Origin of the sequence: Chryseobacterium sp. (assembly GCF_045629545.1) — a bacterium.
GTDB lineage: Bacteria > Bacteroidota > Bacteroidia > Flavobacteriales > Weeksellaceae > Chryseobacterium.
The window spans coordinates 31,546-48,534 of record NZ_JAZQRK010000002.1; the positions used below are offsets into that span (position 1 = coordinate 31,546).

16 protein-coding genes are annotated in these 16,989 nt (G+C 34.1%); 11 read left to right on the top strand and 5 right to left on the bottom strand.

Annotation, left to right across the window (positions count from 1 at the left end):
* Window positions 1-3 precede the first annotated feature (3 nt).
* Window positions 4-2,208: a hypothetical protein gene (locus tag ACKI42_RS00560; RefSeq protein ID WP_407401358.1), complete on the top strand. Its 2,205-nt coding sequence runs from the start codon at window positions 4-6 to the stop codon at window positions 2,206-2,208.
* 50 nt (window positions 2,209-2,258) lie between these two features.
* Here the strand turns inward: ACKI42_RS00560 and ACKI42_RS00565 are convergent, their stop codons facing one another.
* The 4 genes from ACKI42_RS00565 to ACKI42_RS00580 form a co-directional block, all read right to left on the bottom strand.
* Window positions 2,259-2,870, bottom strand: coding sequence for a DUF4126 domain-containing protein (locus ACKI42_RS00565; RefSeq protein WP_407401360.1), 612 nt, complete (start codon window positions 2,868-2,870; stop codon window positions 2,259-2,261).
* A 96-nt stretch (window positions 2,871-2,966) separates the two neighbouring features.
* Window positions 2,967-3,341, bottom strand: a complete 375-nt coding sequence (rnpA, locus tag ACKI42_RS00570; protein WP_407401362.1) for a ribonuclease P protein component — start codon at window positions 3,339-3,341, stop codon at window positions 2,967-2,969.
* Window positions 3,341-4,066, bottom strand: coding sequence for a ThiF family adenylyltransferase (locus ACKI42_RS00575; protein WP_407401364.1), 726 nt, complete (start codon window positions 4,064-4,066; stop codon window positions 3,341-3,343). The genes rnpA and ACKI42_RS00575 overlap by 1 nt, the downstream gene beginning before the upstream one ends.
* On the bottom strand, window positions 4,059-4,685 hold the full coding sequence (locus tag ACKI42_RS00580) for a TatD family hydrolase (RefSeq protein ID WP_407401366.1): 627 nt from the start codon (window positions 4,683-4,685) through the stop codon (window positions 4,059-4,061). Before ACKI42_RS00580 ends, ACKI42_RS00575 begins: the two co-directional genes overlap by 8 nt.
* 96 nt (window positions 4,686-4,781) lie before the next feature.
* Between ACKI42_RS00580 and ACKI42_RS00585 the strand changes: the two genes are divergently transcribed.
* The 8 genes from ACKI42_RS00585 to ACKI42_RS00620 all read left to right on the top strand — a co-directional run bounded on the left by ACKI42_RS00585 (window position 4,782) and on the right by ACKI42_RS00620 (window position 13,189).
* The gene (locus tag ACKI42_RS00585) at window positions 4,782-5,411 is read left to right on the top strand and encodes a TetR/AcrR family transcriptional regulator (protein WP_407401368.1); all 630 of its coding nucleotides are present in this window, start codon (window positions 4,782-4,784) and stop codon (window positions 5,409-5,411) included.
* Between the two features lie 97 nt (window positions 5,412-5,508).
* Complete coding sequence (locus tag ACKI42_RS00590) at window positions 5,509-6,504, top strand: outer membrane protein assembly factor BamD (RefSeq protein ID WP_407401370.1); 996 nt, start codon at window positions 5,509-5,511, stop codon at window positions 6,502-6,504.
* 41 nt (window positions 6,505-6,545) lie between these two features.
* Window positions 6,546-6,869, top strand: a complete 324-nt coding sequence (locus ACKI42_RS00595; RefSeq protein ID WP_407401372.1) for a DNA-directed RNA polymerase subunit omega — start codon at window positions 6,546-6,548, stop codon at window positions 6,867-6,869.
* A gap of 128 nt (window positions 6,870-6,997) precedes the next feature.
* On the top strand, window positions 6,998-8,200 hold the full coding sequence (gene coaBC, locus ACKI42_RS00600; RefSeq protein ID WP_407401374.1) for a bifunctional phosphopantothenoylcysteine decarboxylase/phosphopantothenate--cysteine ligase CoaBC: 1,203 nt from the start codon (window positions 6,998-7,000) through the stop codon (window positions 8,198-8,200).
* 38 nt (window positions 8,201-8,238) lie between these two features.
* Complete coding sequence (locus ACKI42_RS00605; protein WP_407401376.1) at window positions 8,239-9,141, top strand: DUF4835 family protein; 903 nt, start codon at window positions 8,239-8,241, stop codon at window positions 9,139-9,141.
* A 117-nt stretch (window positions 9,142-9,258) separates the two neighbouring features.
* Window positions 9,259-10,908, top strand: a complete 1,650-nt coding sequence (locus tag ACKI42_RS00610; protein ID WP_407401378.1) for a DNA repair protein RecN — start codon at window positions 9,259-9,261, stop codon at window positions 10,906-10,908.
* 52 nt (window positions 10,909-10,960) lie between these two features.
* Window positions 10,961-12,427 carry a DUF5687 family protein gene (locus tag ACKI42_RS00615; RefSeq protein ID WP_407401380.1) on the top strand — a complete coding sequence of 489 codons (1,467 nt, stop codon included), beginning with the start codon at window positions 10,961-10,963 and terminating at the stop codon, window positions 12,425-12,427.
* Window positions 12,428-12,448: 21 nt separating this feature from the next.
* On the top strand, window positions 12,449-13,189 hold the full coding sequence (locus ACKI42_RS00620) for an ABC transporter ATP-binding protein (RefSeq protein WP_407401382.1): 741 nt from the start codon (window positions 12,449-12,451) through the stop codon (window positions 13,187-13,189).
* A 49-nt stretch (window positions 13,190-13,238) separates the two neighbouring features.
* On the opposite strand, the gene fumC is transcribed toward ACKI42_RS00620, so the two are convergent.
* Window positions 13,239-14,630: a class II fumarate hydratase gene (gene fumC, locus ACKI42_RS00625; protein WP_407401384.1), complete on the bottom strand. Its 1,392-nt coding sequence runs from the start codon at window positions 14,628-14,630 to the stop codon at window positions 13,239-13,241.
* Between the two features lie 164 nt (window positions 14,631-14,794).
* On the opposite strand from fumC, the gene ACKI42_RS00630 reads away from it, so the two are divergent.
* Window positions 14,795-16,402, top strand: coding sequence for a fumarate hydratase (locus ACKI42_RS00630; protein ID WP_407401386.1), 1,608 nt, complete (start codon window positions 14,795-14,797; stop codon window positions 16,400-16,402).
* Window positions 16,403-16,561: 159 nt separating this feature from the next.
* On the top strand, window positions 16,562-16,840 hold the full coding sequence (locus ACKI42_RS00635) for a hypothetical protein (RefSeq protein WP_407401388.1): 279 nt from the start codon (window positions 16,562-16,564) through the stop codon (window positions 16,838-16,840).
* Window positions 16,841-16,989 lie beyond the last annotated feature (149 nt).

Genomic DNA, 16,989 nt, shown 5'->3' on the forward strand with positions numbered 1-16,989 from the left:
AAGATGAATGCTAGAGTTTTAGAATTACTTAAGAATCCCAAAAATATCCAATCAGATGATTTATCTTTATTAAGAGAGGAGATCAATTCATACCCTTATATACAAAATATTAGGGCACTTCATCTGTATGGTGTTCACCTTTACGACCAAGATAATTACCAAAAAGTACTATCTACCACAGCAGCATATACTACAGATAAGAAAATTCTTTACCAACTGATCAATGGTAAGATACAACAGGAAGTAAAACCTATTGAGGTAGAAAAAGAAGAAGTGGGTGCAAAAGTAGATCCCGAGAAAATATCTGAGGTACAAGCACAGCCAATAGAGGGATCTTTTGCGCAAGAACCAATAAAACTGTCATCTTCACTTCACAACTATGAGGAGATTACTCAAGATTTAATAGAGACAAAGCCTGAGCCTAAAACTATTTTTGTAGAGGGCGAAAGAAATAGAATCTTATTCGAGGGAGAAGAAAATTTCCTAAATGAAACTAATAATAACACAATAGATCTAGAGTCTACACTAGAATCTGGTTCTATAATAATGCAAAATAATACTATTGACAATGATACGAATGCTGAGGTAAATTCTATCAGTTTAGATGAGAATGGAGTATTGCAAAATGTTGTAGAGTTTGACGGAAATGGATGTAAAATTGCAGAGGATATAGCAGTTTCTACAGCTATAGACGCTGAATCTAAGTATGCGTCGGAAGAAATTATACAAGTTTTAGAAGATAAAACTCCATTGCCAATTGTGGTTTTTGTAGAGGGCGAAAGAAACAGAATCTTATTCGAGGGAGAAGAAAATTTCCTAAATGAAACTAATAATGATACCATTGATCTAGAGTCTACACTAGAATCTGGTAGTATTGTTATTCATCATAATGATGATGTTGAACAATATGTTTCCATCAATTCAGATATAAAGAAAGGATCTCAAGAAGGAGTATGTGAAAATAGTGATTCTAAAATTGATGATAATGTACTAGCAAGACCATTTCTTGAAATAGGAGAGGAGAGGCATACTATAGAAGTAAAACCAGAAATCGAAAATGATAGTCTGCCTACTTTAAAAGTAAATTCTACTGAGAAAACTATTGCTGTTGAAAGTTGCGCAGAAAGTATTATTGAAGAAGATAAAATAACCGACGAAGGAATAATTGCTGAGGTTACTGATGAAGCGGAGCTTAGTTTTCATGGTACAGATTCTTTTTTGCCAAATGTAAAAATAGATAGGACCACCTTCAATGAAGTTTCAGAAGGACCACAGATATCTAACTCTATCAACAAGCATGAAGATGAAATGCGCAGACTGATAGAAGAAGTAGAGAAAAAGATGAAAGCTAAAAAAGAAGTGGAGGAAAAACCTTTAGAAACTCAACTTGAAGAAAACTCTACAGATCTTAACTTTTCCGAAATTCAATCATTTAAGGTTAAAAATGAAGAAATGATGGTGATAGAACCACAAGTAGTGAAGGAAGAACCAATAATCGCTGAAGTAGATTTTACTGAAGAGAAAGAAAAAAGCGCAGAAATCGTGGAAGAACAACTCGTTTCTACTTGGAAACCTATGAGTATTGATGCTCATGTACCCGATTCTATCTTGTCTAAAAAGGAATCCAAATTTACTAACGCAAGAGTACAAGAGATTGTGGAACAAAAACCTACTACTATCGATACTGAAGATACTAGTGATATGGAGCTGATTTCTACTGAAATAAAACGAAATACGATTGTCGCTAATACTGAAAAATTATCAAATCCTACTGCTACAATACTTTCTAAGGAAATGAAAATCCCTTCTATTATAAAAGAAGAAACTTTGCCTACAACCACAGTTGCAATGGTAGATGATAGTAATGTACCAGGTTTTATTAATACTTGGCAAAGCTGGTTGAAAATAGATAGAACCGAAGAAATAGAGGAGGATGTATTGGAGAAAAAGAACAAAGTAATTGAATCTTTTATAGAAAATAGTCCAAAAATTAGCCAATTAAAAGATGAGGTAAATTTCGTAGTTAAAGAAAAGAATGACGATATTTCTCATTTGATGACGGAAACATTAGCAAAATTGTATATTGAGCAAAAATTATATACAAAGGCAATAAAAGCTTACCAAACACTGGCGCTTAAGCATCCCGATAGAAAAGCCTACTTCGAAGGTAAAGTAAAAGAAATAAAGGACAATAAATCGAAGAATTAACTATTCTTATAAAGTGAAAATCGGCAAAATGAAATATTTAGCCGATTTTTTTATGAAGTAATTGTTAGACTATTTTTGGTTTTTCTAATTTTTTTCCAAGCCTTCTTGCCCAAATATATAATAAGAACTATAGATATAATTGCAAAGATAGCTGCGAGAATAGGAGCTACCATTGCCAATATTGCCATCACGCCGGCTCCTGCCGTTTCTGTAGTTCCCACCACAGAGTTTCCCAATCCTCCGGTAGTTGCCGTAGAAGCTGCGCGCAAACCTGCAAAACCAGTGCTGATGGTAGCTGCAGTTCCACCGCCAGCAATAAGTGCTAGTCCCCATTGGGGTAGTGTTCCCAAATCTGCAAACTGACTTGCAAATAAAACAGATCCTGCTACCGTTGCCATTGGTACGGAAACAGTATCTAGTAAATGATCTACAAAAGGAATATAATACGCCAATATTTCAACCACCATCGCAATCCCAGTTGTGATAAGTGCAGGTAAGCCTGAAAGCCAAGCGAAGCTCTCGTGGTAAGGAATCCAATGGAAATAGGATGCGAGGCTCACAGCAAACAGAGGTAAAAAAACTCTGAAACCAGAAGCGGCAGCCAAACCAATACCCACGAAGGCACTGAGTAAGTAGGGAAGATAAGGGATATTGTCTAACATATTTTGCATCAATTGTTTGTATAAAGCTACGAAAAAAATATAATGTAAAAAAAGTATATCTTCTAGAACGTTTTCACAAAAAAAGTCTTAGAATATCTAAGACTTTTTTTGTGACTGACACAATTTTATGAATTCCGCTTCTACTTCTTGAAATTTTGCAGGTAATTCTGGTGAAACCCAAAACAACATTGCAACCGTTTTGTCGCCGAAATTTTCTTTAAATAAATCTTTATTCAGACGATAACACTCTCGGAGAAGCCTTTTTACTCGATTCCTAAAAACAGCTTTCTTGAAATATCTTTTGGATACGGAAACACCCAGCTTTACATTGTCAACAGATAAATCTGGATGGTTTTTTAGAATAATAATTCTCAGTTTGCCTGAGTTTCTCCACTTTCCCTTCTCAAAAAGTAGAGTAATCTCGTTCTTTTTTTTTAGTTTTTCCTCTTTAGGATATTTATTATTGGTCATTAGTCTTTGTTCACAAGGTAATTGATAACTTCAGAAGCCGCATAAAGCCCAAAAATAGCAGGGATATAACTTATCGTTCCATAGAAAGATCGTTTGTAATTGCTTCCATCCGTCAACTTCAAGCTGGTTTCGTCTTGTATTTCAGAAGAAAAAACACAACGGATACCTTTATCTATTTTTTCCTTTTTTAGTCTTTTTCTGACTTGTTTTGCAAGATGACACTCTTGGGTCTTGCTGATATCTCTTACCAATACTTTGGAGGGATCAGATTTTCCACCAGCTCCCATTGCACTTACAATTTTTATTCTTCTCCTTTTTGCGGCAAGTATCAAAGTTACCTTTGGTGTAATGCTATCAATACAATCCAAAACATAATCGAATGGAGTAGAATCTAAAACCTCTGCCATACGTTCTGGATTTAGAAATTCATTTATCCTTACCAAATTCAGAGCAGGATTAATATCCATCAGTCTATCGCCCACTACATCTACCTTGTGTTTGCCAATGGTGGAGTGTAATGCTGGAAGCTGCCTATTAATATTAGTAATATCCACCGTATCTCCATCTACAATAGTCATTGTTCCTACTCCAGATCGCGCCAAAAATTCTGCAGCGAAAGAGCCTACTCCACCAAGACCTACTACCAAAACTGTAGCATTAGTAAGTTTATCTATTCCTTCTTCTTTTATTAGAAGTTCTGTTCTTTCTAGCCAAAGCTTATCCATTGCTTATCGTTTCTAAATTTTCTTTTATTTGATTATGAAGCTGTTCTAAAGATATATTTTTGAGTTCGGATACCTTTTGATATAATTCTGAAATATTAAAATCAGAGTCATCGGTCTCCAAAAACAATTTATCAATGGGTACAAACTTTATCGTGTGTTGCAAAGATAGATTATACAAAACCGCTTTTCCAAAACTGAGATATAATTTATTTTCAAGAAGATCTATCGCAATCTTTTGTTTTTTATTAAAACCATGAATAATCATTGCTTGCTGGGCATTTCTACTTAGAGAAATTATTTCATAATATTTTCTTACACAATGGATAATTAGTGGCTTTTTTATTTCATTAGAAAGATTTATTTGTCTTAAAAAAACATTTTTCTGCGTTTCTTCGTCTACATTAACCAAAGAGTCTAATCCACACTCTCCTATAGCAAAACAATTTGAAGTGATTTCAGATTGCAACCAATTAAATTGAAATTTCAATTGATCTCTGCAGATATCCTGGGGGTGAATTCCAATAGAATAAAGTACATCTGGAGCTGTATCTCCTATATTTAGGTTGTAAATTCCGAAGGTGTAATTCTTCTTATGATGATGAAAATCAAAAAAATCCATTTTCAAAAGTAGCTATTTAAAAATAATTAAAAAAAAATTTAAACCACTGTTTATAATAATGTTAAATATTTCTTAACTTTACTAAAAACAACCTTGATGGGAAAAAAATTTACTGATAAGCAAATTCATATTCTAGATGTAGCAGAAGAGCTTATTGCTAAAAAAGGATACGAAGGTACTTCTGTGAGAGATATATCATCCAAAGCCAATATTAATGTGGCGATGATTTCTTATTATTTTGGTTCCAAAGAGAAGATGATGTCTTATCTATATCAATATAGAGTGCTGAAAACAAGAGAAAATTTTTCTGAGTTTGCTGATACTATAAAGAGTGGAAAGCCAGATATGCAAATGAAAGAAATGATCAAGTATATTGTTTCTCATTTGTTTAAATATAATTATTTTCATGGATTTGTAACACAAGAGCTTAGAAGAACGGATAATCTAAAGGATGAACTGTTGGGTTTTTATCAACTATTTGTAAAAAAACTAGAAGAAGTGATCAAAAAAGGAGTATCCGTAGGGGTATTCACTTATGCACCCAAGGCAGAAGATATATTAACAACGATTATAGGATCTACTTTATTTGTAATCAGAAACAAAAATTTTTACGAGCTTTACGTCCCACACCAAGATCATCAAACTTATATGGTGGAAGCGGAAAAAAAGGTAAGGATCAATCTTCTGATGAGTGTTTTTGCAAGTCTGGGATATGTAGCCGATTAAATTTGCGTTAAATAATCATAAAAATAATACTTTTAGCAAAAAAGTTATATTTTTGCAGATTAATAGATCGGTAAATCCGAGAACTGTTGAATATTATATGAAAAAATATATTTTAGGTATTTTTGCCATAGCTGTCATCTCAGCATGTACCAGTCAGCAAGATCAAGCAATGAAAAGCGCGGATAAAGATTTTATCCTGAAGACAGCGAACGATAATTTTGCTAAAAAGAAATGGAAAAATGCGTTAGCACTTTATGATAGACTTCCCAATCTTGTGGCAGGAACAGACGATGCGGCCAATGTAGTATTCAATTCTGCTTATGCTAATTATTATGATAAAAACTACAAATTAGCTGGTCACCAATTCAAAAATTTTGCTGTTACATTTACGCAAGATAGTAGGAAAGAAGAAGCTTCTTATATGTCTGCATTGTGTTATTATAATGGTTCTATGGATTATAATCTAGACCAAACGAGTACAGAATTGGCGATTAATGAATTGCAAGAGTTTCTTACCAACTATCCCAATTCCGAAAGATCAAAAAATATCAATACATTGATTGATGAACTTTCCTATAAGCTAGAATTTAAAGCTTATGAGAATGCGAAGCAGTATTACAAGATGGCAAATTATAAATCTACATCTACCGCTTTTGAAAATGTATTGGAAGATTATCCGAGTACAAAACTTCGTCCAAAAATCTATGATTATATGATGAAGGCTAAATATTATTTGGCTCAAAATTCTGTTTTCGAACTTAAAGAAGAACGTATAGATAATGCACTTGCATTTTCTAAACAAGTAGAGAAAGAGCTTCCAAGTACAGAATATGCTAAAACAGCTATCGATCTAAGACAAAAATTGGAAAAGGAAAAAGTAGATTTTCAAGTCGTAAAAAAAGATACGGAACAAAGGATTGCTGTGCTGACGGCAAAACAAAAAAAATTAGCTGAAAAGATGGCTGATCAAAATAAAGTAGAACAGCAGGCTAAAGAACAATTATCTAACGAAAAGAAAGCAATGCAAATGCAAAGAGATAGTGCGGCGTTACAAACTCCACCTCCAGCTGCCACTTTCAAAATCCAAAGATAATTCGTAAATTTGCCAACTTATAAATAAATAATTTTCTGAAAATGAGCGTAAAAGATACAAAAGCAGAAGTAAATACAATTACTTACGATAAAGATAAGATTGAAGATAAAGTAGGTTCAATCTATGAAGCTATTGTTATCATGGGGAAGAGAGCTGAGCAGATAAATGCAGAAATCCGTACTGAGTTACACAATAAATTAGACGAATTTGCAGTTCATAATTCCACATTGGAAGAAGTTTTTGAAAACAGAGAACAAATTGAAATCTCTAAACATTACGAAAAGCTTCCAAAACCAACGTCTATTGCTATCCAAGAGTGGTTGGACGGAGAAGTGTACTTCAGAAAAACTGAAGAGAGAAAATAGATATCAAATATCTTTTTTATAAACGAAGGTCATAAAGGAATTATTTCTTTTATGACCTTTGCTATTAATATACCTTCTCATCTTAGAAAAAATAAGTATTTTAGTACTTTAAAAAAAATATACATTCCATGACTCTTTCAGATAAAAGGATTCTTATTGCTGTCTCTGGCGGCATTGCTGCTTACAAAATTCATTTTCTTATTAGACAGTTCATAAAATCGGGTGCGGAAGTACAAGTGATTATGACGCCTGATGCAGAGAATTTTGTTACCAAACTTAGTTTTTCTACTTTATCCAAAAAGCCAGTATATACCGAATTTTATAACGAAAACGGAACATGGAACAGTCATGTGGAGCTGGCACTGTGGGCAGATGCTATTATTATGGCTCCTTGCACTGCAAATACTTTGGCAAAGATGACACATGGCATTTGTGATAATTTGGTTATAGCAACGTATATGTCTGCAAAATGCCCAGTATTTGTAGCGCCTGCGATGGATCTAGATATGTATCAACACCCTTCCACACAACAAAATCTAGAATTGGTTGAAGAATATGGACACATTATTATTCCTGCTGAAAATGGAGAATTGGCAAGTGGATTGGTAGGACAAGGAAGAATGGCAGAGCCTGAAACCATATTCCAAACGGTAGAAAACTATTTTGGCAAACCATGTACGAAATCTCTAGAAGGAAAAACAGTACTCATTACTGCTGGGCCAACATATGAAGCCATAGACCCTGTCCGTTTCATTGGGAATCATTCTTCTGGTAAAATGGGATATTCTTTGGCAGAAGAAGCTGCGGAAAGAGGAGCGAAAGTAATTTTGGTTTCTGGACCAAGCGCTTTGCAATCTAAACATGAAAATATAGATCTACATCGAGTGACATCTGCAAAGGAAATGCTTGCCAAGGTTTTTGAATTTTATGAAGCAATAGATATTGGTATTGCAAGCGCCGCCGTTGCAGATTATGCACCGAAAGATATTGCCGTAGAAAAAATTAAGAAAAACGAAGATACTTTCAGCATAGAAATGGTGAAAAATCCGGATATTCTAAAAACAATGGGCGATCAAAAAAAGCATCAGTTTTTGGTAGGATTTGCGCTAGAAACACAGAATGAAGAAGAAAATGCAAAAGGGAAGTTGAAGAAAAAAAATCTAGACATGATTGTTCTAAATTCTCTTCGTGATGAAGGAGCAGGTTTTAAAAATGATACCAACAAAATAAAAATTTTTACCAAAACAGAGAAAAAAGAATTTTCGCTGAAGTCTAAAGATGATGTAGCCAAAGATATACTAGATTGTGTAGAAACCCAACTTTTAAAATAAAAGCACTAAATTTCACGTTCTCAATTATTAATAGAAAAATGAAAAAATATATCCTTTTTATCCTTTTATTCTTTTGCTTCCAAAGTGCTTTCTCGCAAGAGATATTAGCAACAGTTCAGGTAAATGCTCAGCAATTGCCAGGGAGTAATCAGCAAGCGTACAAATCGTTGGAGAAAAGTCTTAGAGACTTCATTAATAACACAAGCTGGACGGGAAAAAAACTACAAAATTTCGAAAAGATAAAATCTAATGTCTCTATAGTATTAATAGAGAAAAACGGAAACAAATTCAAAGGAAATATAGTGGTACAGGCTGTTCGTCCTGTTTTTGGCACCACTTATGAATCTCCACTGCTGAATGTGCAGGACACCAAATTTGCTTTTGAATATGTAGAAAACGAAAATCTAGTTTTTAACGAAAGACAATTTTCTGGTAAAAATTTGATAGATGTCGTTAGTTTTTATATATATCTTATATTGGGTTATGATGCAGATAGTTTTCAATCTATGGCAGGAACACAGTGGTTTTCTAAGGCGCAACAAATATCTCAAAATGCTCAAAATAGAGGCTATGAAGGTTGGGGACAGATCAATGAGCCTAGAAGTAGATCTATACTTATTGGAGAAATCCTGAATCCCAACATGAACCAATTGCGTGCAACGATTTATACGTATCATAGAGCGGGATTAGATGGTATGTATAACCAAGATCAAACTCAGTACAAAAAAATTATCTTTGATAGTCTAATGCAATTAAAAACTTTTGAAAATTCCTTCCAACAAAATTATTTTTTCAATGTTTTCATAGATAATAAAAATGATGAAATCTTTAATCTCTTTAATTCTGGTAATAATGGTGGTATTGTTTTGGGAGATTTGAAACAGCTGATGATTACTTTTGCCCCCAAATATTCAGATTCTAAATGGAGTAAGTGGAAATAATATAGTTTTCCAAAAGTCGAGTATCATTTATAACTAATAAAAATTGTATGGCCGAAATTTTTGAATTCTGAATTCTAAAATTTTATATTTGCAGCAATTTCTAATCTTCTATTCCTCATGCTTTCGAGAATATATATCAAAAATTTTGCCCTAATTGATGCACTAGATGTATCTCTTAAAAATGGTTTGCAAGTAATTACAGGAGAAACTGGAGCCGGAAAATCTATTATTTTGGGTGCATTACGGTTGATCTTAGGAGAAAGAGCAGACGTAAAATCCATTGCAAAATCTGAGGAGAAAAGTATTGTAGAAACGGAATTTGACCTGAACAATCAGTTTAAAAAATTTTTTATAGAGAATGATCTCGATTATGAGCATCAAACCATTGTAAGAAGAGAAATTTTGCCATCAGGGAAATCTAGAGCCTTCATCAATGATGTACCGGTAACGCTAGATGTATTGAAATCTTTCACTTCCCAATTGATTGATATCCATTCTCAGTTTGAAACTTCTAATCTTTTTACTTCAGAATATCAGTTTAAAATAATTGATGGATTGAGTTCTAATAAGAAAATTGTTGAAGAATATCAGCAAAATTTCTTAGAATTTCAAGGTTTAAAAAATCAGTTGAGAAAATTACAAAATCAATTGTCGGAGAGTAATAAAGAAAGCGACTACAAGCAGTTTTTGCTTACCGAACTAGAAGAGCTAAAGCTAGATGATATCGACTTTGAGGAGATCCAAAACCAATTGTCTGTGCAAGAAAATGCAGGGATGATTTCTCAAAATGTAGCGCAAATATTGTCTAGATTTCACCAAGAGGAAATTGGTATTTTATCTTTCTTTAATGAGGCAAAAAATAAACTTTCTAAGGTTGCAGAAGTTTCTACCAACTTTCTAGAATTATACCAAAGACTAGATGGGACCTTCGTAGAGATGAAGGATATTATTTCTGAGCTAGAAAATGAAGGCGAAAAGATAGACATCAACCCAGAAAATTTAGCATTAGTATCTGAATTGAATAATAAACTGAATGTTTTATTTCTAAAACATAATGTAGGGAATCTTGCAGATCTTATTGTAATAAGAGATCAATTAGCGGGCGACCAACAAGGTGCTGCTGATATAGAGAACCATATTTCTGAGATTTTAGAAAACCTTGAGCAAAAAGAAATAACACTTCAATCTATAGCAGAGAAGTTATCTAAGAATAGAAAAAAGAGCATTCCGGTTTTTATTAAAAAGGCTGAAGGTTTATTGAAAAAACTAGGATTAGAAAAAGCCAAAGTAGATATTGATCTTTCGGATGCTGTAGAATTTAATCAATTTGGTAAAGAAAATATTCAACTTTTATTTCAAGCCAATTCTGGTTTTCCTTTAAAGCCCATACAGACGGCAATTTCTGGAGGAGAAAGGTCTCGTGTAATGTTGGCTGTAAAGAAAATTATTGCAGAAAGTGATGATCTTCCAACACTTATTTTAGACGAAATTGATACTGGAGTTTCTGGTAAAGTAGCCGAAGAAATAGGAAATGTAATGCGCGAAATGTCCAAAGATATGCAGCTTATCGTGATTTCTCACCTTGCACAAGTTGCCGCAAAAGGTAATGATAATTATAAAGTGGTAAAACAAGACATCAACGGCAAAACGCAGTCTAATATTATTGCTCTTAGCGATGAAGAAAAACTGAACGAGATTGCTCAGCTTCTTTCTGGAAGTAAGATTACCGACGCGGCAATGGCTCAAGCAAAAGAGCTAATTGGGTAAATAATTTGTAACAAATACTATAAACCAGCTACATATATAGCAAAATGCAAATATGTTTCTGAGATTTTTAAAATTAGAATTCAAGAGTTTTTTTCGATCCTCATCTTTAGGTGCTAATATTGGCATGAAGATTTTCATGGGCTTTGCTATGATTTATTTTGTAGGAATAATGCTTGCATTAAGCATTGGCGGCTATGAAATAGTGAAATCCAAAATGCACAAAAATCCTTTGCAAGTATTAGCGAGCGGAATGATTTATTTTTGGATATTGGATCTTGTTTTACGACACATGTGGCAACAACTTTCCACTCAAAATGTTAAGCCTTTCCTTACCATGAATATTTCTAGAAAGCAAGTGGTGCAATATACGTTGGTAAAAACGCTAACCTCTATTTTCTGCTGGGTTTGGGCTTTTTTCTTTATTCCATTTTCTGTTAGGTTGCTTATTGATGGTTTCTCTATGGTAGGCGTTTTAGGGTTTAATATTGCTGCAATAGCGATCGTTTATTTCAACAATTTTCTTAATATTTTGCTTAATGGTAAAGATCGTTGGGTCTTTAGTATTGCAATCGTGTTTGCTGCACTTGGAGGTTTAGATTATTACAAAATATTTTCTTTAAGAGAAATTTCACAAAAGGTATTCTTTGCTTTTTACGAGTATCCTTGGTTGGCAATAGTTCCTGTAGTTTTCCTTATAGCTATTGTTTATGTAGCGTATCAATTTGTGTATAAAACTTTTTATTTAGACGAAGGTTTAGAGGTGAAAAAAGAAGTAGGTAAAACTCAGAATATTGCTATTCTAGAAAAATACGGAGCTGTTGGTACATTTATTAATAATGATATCAGACTTCTTAGAAGGAGCAAGGCTGCAAAAGGAGTTTTGGTTTCCTCGGTTTTATTTTTATGCTATGGTTTCCTGATATTTTCAGGTGGAGTTTATCAAAAACCTTTTATGATGATTTTCATGGGATTATTCGTTACAGGAGGTTTTCAGTTTATGTTTGGTCAGAGAATTCCTTCTTTCGATAGTTCTTATTATCCATTGATGATGACTTCTAATGTGCCTTATAAAGATTACCTTAATGCAAAATGGTGGCTGATGAATATTGTTACGGCAATCTCTCTTATTATCGCTACCTTTTATATCTATTATGGATGGCAATTGTATCTGGGCATAGTGGCGGGATCTATCTATAATATTGGTGTCAATTCTCAATTGGTATTATTGGGAGGCGCTTATAATAAATCTTCTGTAGATCTTAATTCTAAGGCAAAAGCATTCTCTCAGAAAAATAGTTTTAATCTTAAAACGTTTCTTTTGATGATCCCTCAGATGGGAATTCCAATGTCAGTTTTTGGTGTTGTAGATTATTTTTTCAATATCTATTATGGTATTTTATGCATTGCGATATTAGGTATTATAGGATTTTTATGGAAAGAAAAAACATTTAATTATATAGTTTCTCTTTACAAAAAGGAAAAATATTCTACGCTTATTGCATTTAAACAAACAAATTAACCAACACAAATTAACTTCATCATGATCTCAATTCAAAATATATCAAAAGTTTACGAAAATAGAAAAGTACTTCATATCCCTCATTTAGAAATTCCAGACGGACAAACTTTTGGTTTGGTAGGGAACAATGGCGCGGGAAAAACTACGCTCTTCAGTTGTCTTTTAGATTTAATACAAACCACCACAGGAACTATAAAAATTAATAACAATCAGGTTAACATTTCAGAAGAGTGGAAAAAAGATGTTTCAGCTTTTATAGACGAAACTTTCCTTATTGGTTACCTTACGCCAGAAGAGTATTTTTATTTCTTGGGTGAACTTCGTGGACAAAATAAAGCCAGTGTGGATCAATTTATCATTCAATTTTCAGATTTTTTTAATGGTGAAATTGTTAATTCTGGCAAATACATCAGAGATCTTTCCAAAGGAAATCAGAAAAAAGTAGGCATTGTTGGTGCACTTATTGGAAAGCCTAAAATTATTGTTTTGGACGAACCTTTTGCCAATTTGGATCCTACCACGCAGATTAAACTTAAAAATTTGTTTAAAGAATGGTCTAAAGAAGAGCATATTACTTTCCTTATTTCTAGTCATGATTTGCAGCACACCACGGAGGTTTGCGATAGGATTGTAGCACTGAATAAAGGTGAAATCGTAAAGGATATACAAACTAATCCGGAAACACTACAAGAACTAGAAAAATTCTTTGCCATGCCCAACGAGGAAGGAGTTATAGAAACCATTTCCACCGATAATATTTAATAAAGAAACTCCGAAATGACTCGGAGTTTTTCTTTTAATTTTGCTTAATCTAAAGGCTTCCTACCATATTTTCTGGGACAACCCATTGGTCAAATTGTTCAGCGGTAACCAATCCTAGATTGATGGCTTCCTCCTTTAAAGTTGTTCCGTTTTTATGTGCAGTTTTTGCAATTTTTGCTGCATTCTCATAACCAATATGGGTATTTAGAGCGGTTACAAGCATTAGAGATTTGTCTACCAACTCTTTTATTCTTGGTAAATTGGGCTCTATTCCCACAGCACAATGATCATTAAAGGAAATACAAGCGTCAGCAATCAGTTGTGCAGATTGCAGAAAATTGTAAGCCATCACGGGTTTAAAAACATTCAGTTCGTAATTTCCTTGTGTTCCAGCAAAAGATATGGTAGTATCATTTCCTAAGACCTGAGCACAAACCATCGTCAATGCTTCATTTTGTGTAGGATTTACTTTTCCTGGCATAATAGAAGAACCAGGTTCGTTTTCAGGAATGTGTATTTCTCCAATCCCAGAGCGTGGTCCGGATGCCAGCAATCTAATGTCCTGAGCGATTTTGAATAAAGATACCGAAATCTGCTTCAAAGCACCATGAGATTCTACAATTGCATCATGAGCTGCCAAAGCTTCAAATTTGTTTTCTGCTGTAACAAAAGGTAGGTTAGTAAATTTTGCAATATATTCTGCCACTTTTACATCATAACCTTTTGGTGTATTCAGCCCTGTTCCCACTGCAGTACCACCCAATGCCAACTCAGAAAGGTGAGGAAGTGTATTTTTCAATGCTTTTATACCGTAAGAAAGTTGCGCTACATAGCCAGAAAATTCTTGTCCCAAAGTAAGTGGAGTAGCATCCATAAGATGCGTTCTGCCTATTTTTACTACTGTTTTATATTGCTCTGATTTTTCGGCTAACGTATTTTTTAGTTTTTCAATCGCTGGTAAAGTTTCTTCCACTACTTTTTTATACGCTGCAATGTGCATTGCCGTTGGATATGTATCGTTAGAAGATTGAGATTTGTTTACATCATCATTGGGGTGAATTTCAGATTTTTCACCCAATTTTCCACCAGTATTTACATGTGCCTTGTTGGAAATCACCTCGTTGATGTTCATATTAGATTGCGTTCCAGAGCCTGTTTGCCAAATAACCAAAGGAAACTGATCTTTTAGTTTTCCTTCCAATATTTCATCGCACACTTGGGCAATCATGTCTCTTTTTTCTTCCGACAATACACCCAATTCGGCGTTTGTGTAGGCAGCTGCCTTCTTCAGATAGGCAAATGCTTCGATGATTTCGTGAGGCATAGAGCCTTCTGGTCCTATTTTGAAGTTATTTCTAGAGCGTTCAGTTTGTGCGCCCCAATACTTATCTGCGGGCACTTGTACTTCGCCAATGGTATCTTTTTCTATTCTAAATTTCATTGTGATTGATATTTTTATTAAAGTTAAACAAAGTACGGGAAGAGTGCAATTTATAATGATTATAAATATCAAATAAGTGAGTTATTTTATTTAGATAGTTTAAACAGAAGATTTTACAATTCTTAAATTTACATCTAATTAATTTTAAAGAAAAAAATTCATCCATGGAGTTTTCTTATCAGGAACCTTATCCTATCTTAAAAGACGATACACAATACAAAAAACTTACTTCGGATTATGTAAAAGTTGAAAAACTTGGAGACAGAGAAATTCTATCCGTAGACCCAAAAGCTTTAGAACTATTAGCCGAAAATGCAATGAAAGATGTAGCTTTTATGCTAAGATCTGCTCACTTGCAAAAACTAAAAAACATTATAGACGATCCCGAGGCTTCGGATAACGATCGTTTTGTAGCTTACAACTTACTACAAAATGCTGCAGTAGCTGTACAAGGTGCTTTGCCATCTTGCCAAGATACTGGTACAGCGATATGTGTAGGTAAAAAAGGAGAAAATGTATACACAGGAGCCAATGATGCCGAGTGGATATCAAAAGGAATCTATAATACCTACCAAGATCAAAACCTAAGGTATTCTCTGATTGTACCCCTTTCTATGTTCGAAGAGAAAAACTCTGGGTCTAATCTACCTGCTCAGATTGATCTTTATGCAGAAGAAGGTTCAGCTTACAAATTCTTATTCTTAGCAAAAGGTGGAGGATCTGCCAACAAAACTTTCTTATACCAAAAAACAAAATCGTTACTGAACGAAAAATCATTAACAGAATTTGTACAAGAAAAAATAATGGATTTAGGTACTGCTGCTTGTCCACCTTATCACCTTGCCATTGTAATTGGAGGAACTTCTGCTGAAGCCAATCTTGCTGCAGTGAAAAAAGCAAGTGCAGGATATTATGATAATCTACCTACAGAAGGAAATATGGGAGGTCAAGCTTTCAGAGATCTAGAGTGGGAGAAAAAGGTACAACAAATTTGTCAGGAAAGTGCTATTGGAGCACAGTTTGGAGGGAAATATCTTACCCATGATGTAAGAGTTATCAGATTACCTCGTCACGCTGCTTCATGCCCAGTAGGGATGGGAGTTTCTTGTTCTGCAGATAGAAACATCAAAGGTAAAATTACCAAAGAGGGTGTATTCTTGGAGCAACTAGAAGTAAACCCAGAGAGATTTTTACCAGCAACACCACCTCATCTAGAAGAGCCTGTGGTAATAGATCTTAACAGACCAATGGCTGAAGTAAGAGCAGAATTGTCTCAGTATCCTATCAAAACTCGTTTGAAACTGAACGGAACACTTATCGTAGCTAGAGATATTGCGCACGCAAAAATAAAAGAAATGCTAGACGCAGGACAACCCATGCCAGAGTATTTCAAGAATCACCCAATCTATTATGCAGGGCCAGCAAAAACACCAGAAGGAATGGCTTCAGGAAGTTTCGGACCTACAACTGCTGGTAGAATGGACGTTTACGTTGATGAATTTCAAGCAAATGGTGGAAGTATGATTATGCTTGCAAAAGGGAATAGAAGTAAAGACGTTACTGATGCTTGTAATAGATATGGAGGTTTCTACCTAGGTTCGGTGGGTGGTCCAGCTGCTATTCTTGCAAAGGAAAACATCAAATCTGTAGAAGTAGTAGATTTCCCAGAGTTGGGGATGGAAGCAGTGAGAAAAATTGAAATCGTAGATTTCCCAGCATTCATCATTACAGATGACAAAGGAAATGATTTTTTTGCCTCTCTAGCGCACTAAAAAAACTTTTGAGACTGAAAATGGGAGAGTAATTACTTTCTACCAGCCTCGTAATGTATATTTAATTAGTTTAAAATAATAATAAATTGCAAAATTAAGGTTCTTTATTCTTTGCTAAAAAAGAAAAAAGGCTTACTTTTGCTTAAAATCTATAAGAAGATGATGTTATCAGCATTTTGGCCGTTTTATCAGTTCCTTTGGACAATCTATTTTGTTACAATGTTCCTAGTGGGATTCTGGTGTATTATAATGTTTTTTGGTGTTGTTATCCCAATGTGGTTAACAGAAGGATTAAAAGAATATTTCGGGAAAGTAAAACCATTCGATCCTGAAGTTATAAGAAGTAAAATGCTTAATGAGCAAGAAGGTGTAGAGGTAATCTACAGTGCTCCTAAAGGTCATGGTCCTTTTATCCACACAAGTCACGGACATCATTAATTGATTGTCATTGCTTTTTCACCTGAATTTTGAAAAAGTAATATCAAAGCAAAACAATATATATAAAACCATCGATTCGTCGGTGGTTTTTCTGTGTTTTATATTTAATAATAATCCACTAGATACAATTGAAACCTTCGCAAAAATCT

Bases quoted from the DNA above. Each gene is read 5' to 3' on its own strand.
- ACKI42_RS00560 (WP_407401358.1), top strand. From the start codon at position 4: ATGAATGCTAGAGTTTTAGAATTACTTAAGAATCCCAAAAATATCCAA.
- ACKI42_RS00565 (WP_407401360.1), bottom strand. From the start codon at position 2,870: ATGTTAGACAATATCCCTTATCTTCCCTACTTACTCAGTGCCTTCGTG.
- rnpA (WP_407401362.1), bottom strand. From the start codon at position 3,341: ATGACCAATAATAAATATCCTAAAGAGGAAAAACTAAAAAAAAAGAAC.
- ACKI42_RS00575 (WP_407401364.1), bottom strand. From the start codon at position 4,066: ATGGATAAGCTTTGGCTAGAAAGAACAGAACTTCTAATAAAAGAAGAA.
- ACKI42_RS00580 (WP_407401366.1), bottom strand. From the start codon at position 4,685: ATGGATTTTTTTGATTTTCATCATCATAAGAAGAATTACACCTTCGGA.
- ACKI42_RS00585 (WP_407401368.1), top strand. From the start codon at position 4,782: ATGGGAAAAAAATTTACTGATAAGCAAATTCATATTCTAGATGTAGCA.
- ACKI42_RS00590 (WP_407401370.1), top strand. From the start codon at position 5,509: ATGAAAAAATATATTTTAGGTATTTTTGCCATAGCTGTCATCTCAGCA.
- ACKI42_RS00595 (WP_407401372.1), top strand. From the start codon at position 6,546: ATGAGCGTAAAAGATACAAAAGCAGAAGTAAATACAATTACTTACGAT.
- coaBC (WP_407401374.1), top strand. From the start codon at position 6,998: ATGACTCTTTCAGATAAAAGGATTCTTATTGCTGTCTCTGGCGGCATT.
- ACKI42_RS00605 (WP_407401376.1), top strand. From the start codon at position 8,239: ATGAAAAAATATATCCTTTTTATCCTTTTATTCTTTTGCTTCCAAAGT.
- ACKI42_RS00610 (WP_407401378.1), top strand. From the start codon at position 9,259: ATGCTTTCGAGAATATATATCAAAAATTTTGCCCTAATTGATGCACTA.
- ACKI42_RS00615 (WP_407401380.1), top strand. From the start codon at position 10,961: ATGTTTCTGAGATTTTTAAAATTAGAATTCAAGAGTTTTTTTCGATCC.
- ACKI42_RS00620 (WP_407401382.1), top strand. From the start codon at position 12,449: ATGATCTCAATTCAAAATATATCAAAAGTTTACGAAAATAGAAAAGTA.
- fumC (WP_407401384.1), bottom strand. From the start codon at position 14,630: ATGAAATTTAGAATAGAAAAAGATACCATTGGCGAAGTACAAGTGCCC.
- ACKI42_RS00630 (WP_407401386.1), top strand. From the start codon at position 14,795: ATGGAGTTTTCTTATCAGGAACCTTATCCTATCTTAAAAGACGATACA.
- ACKI42_RS00635 (WP_407401388.1), top strand. From the start codon at position 16,562: ATGATGTTATCAGCATTTTGGCCGTTTTATCAGTTCCTTTGGACAATC.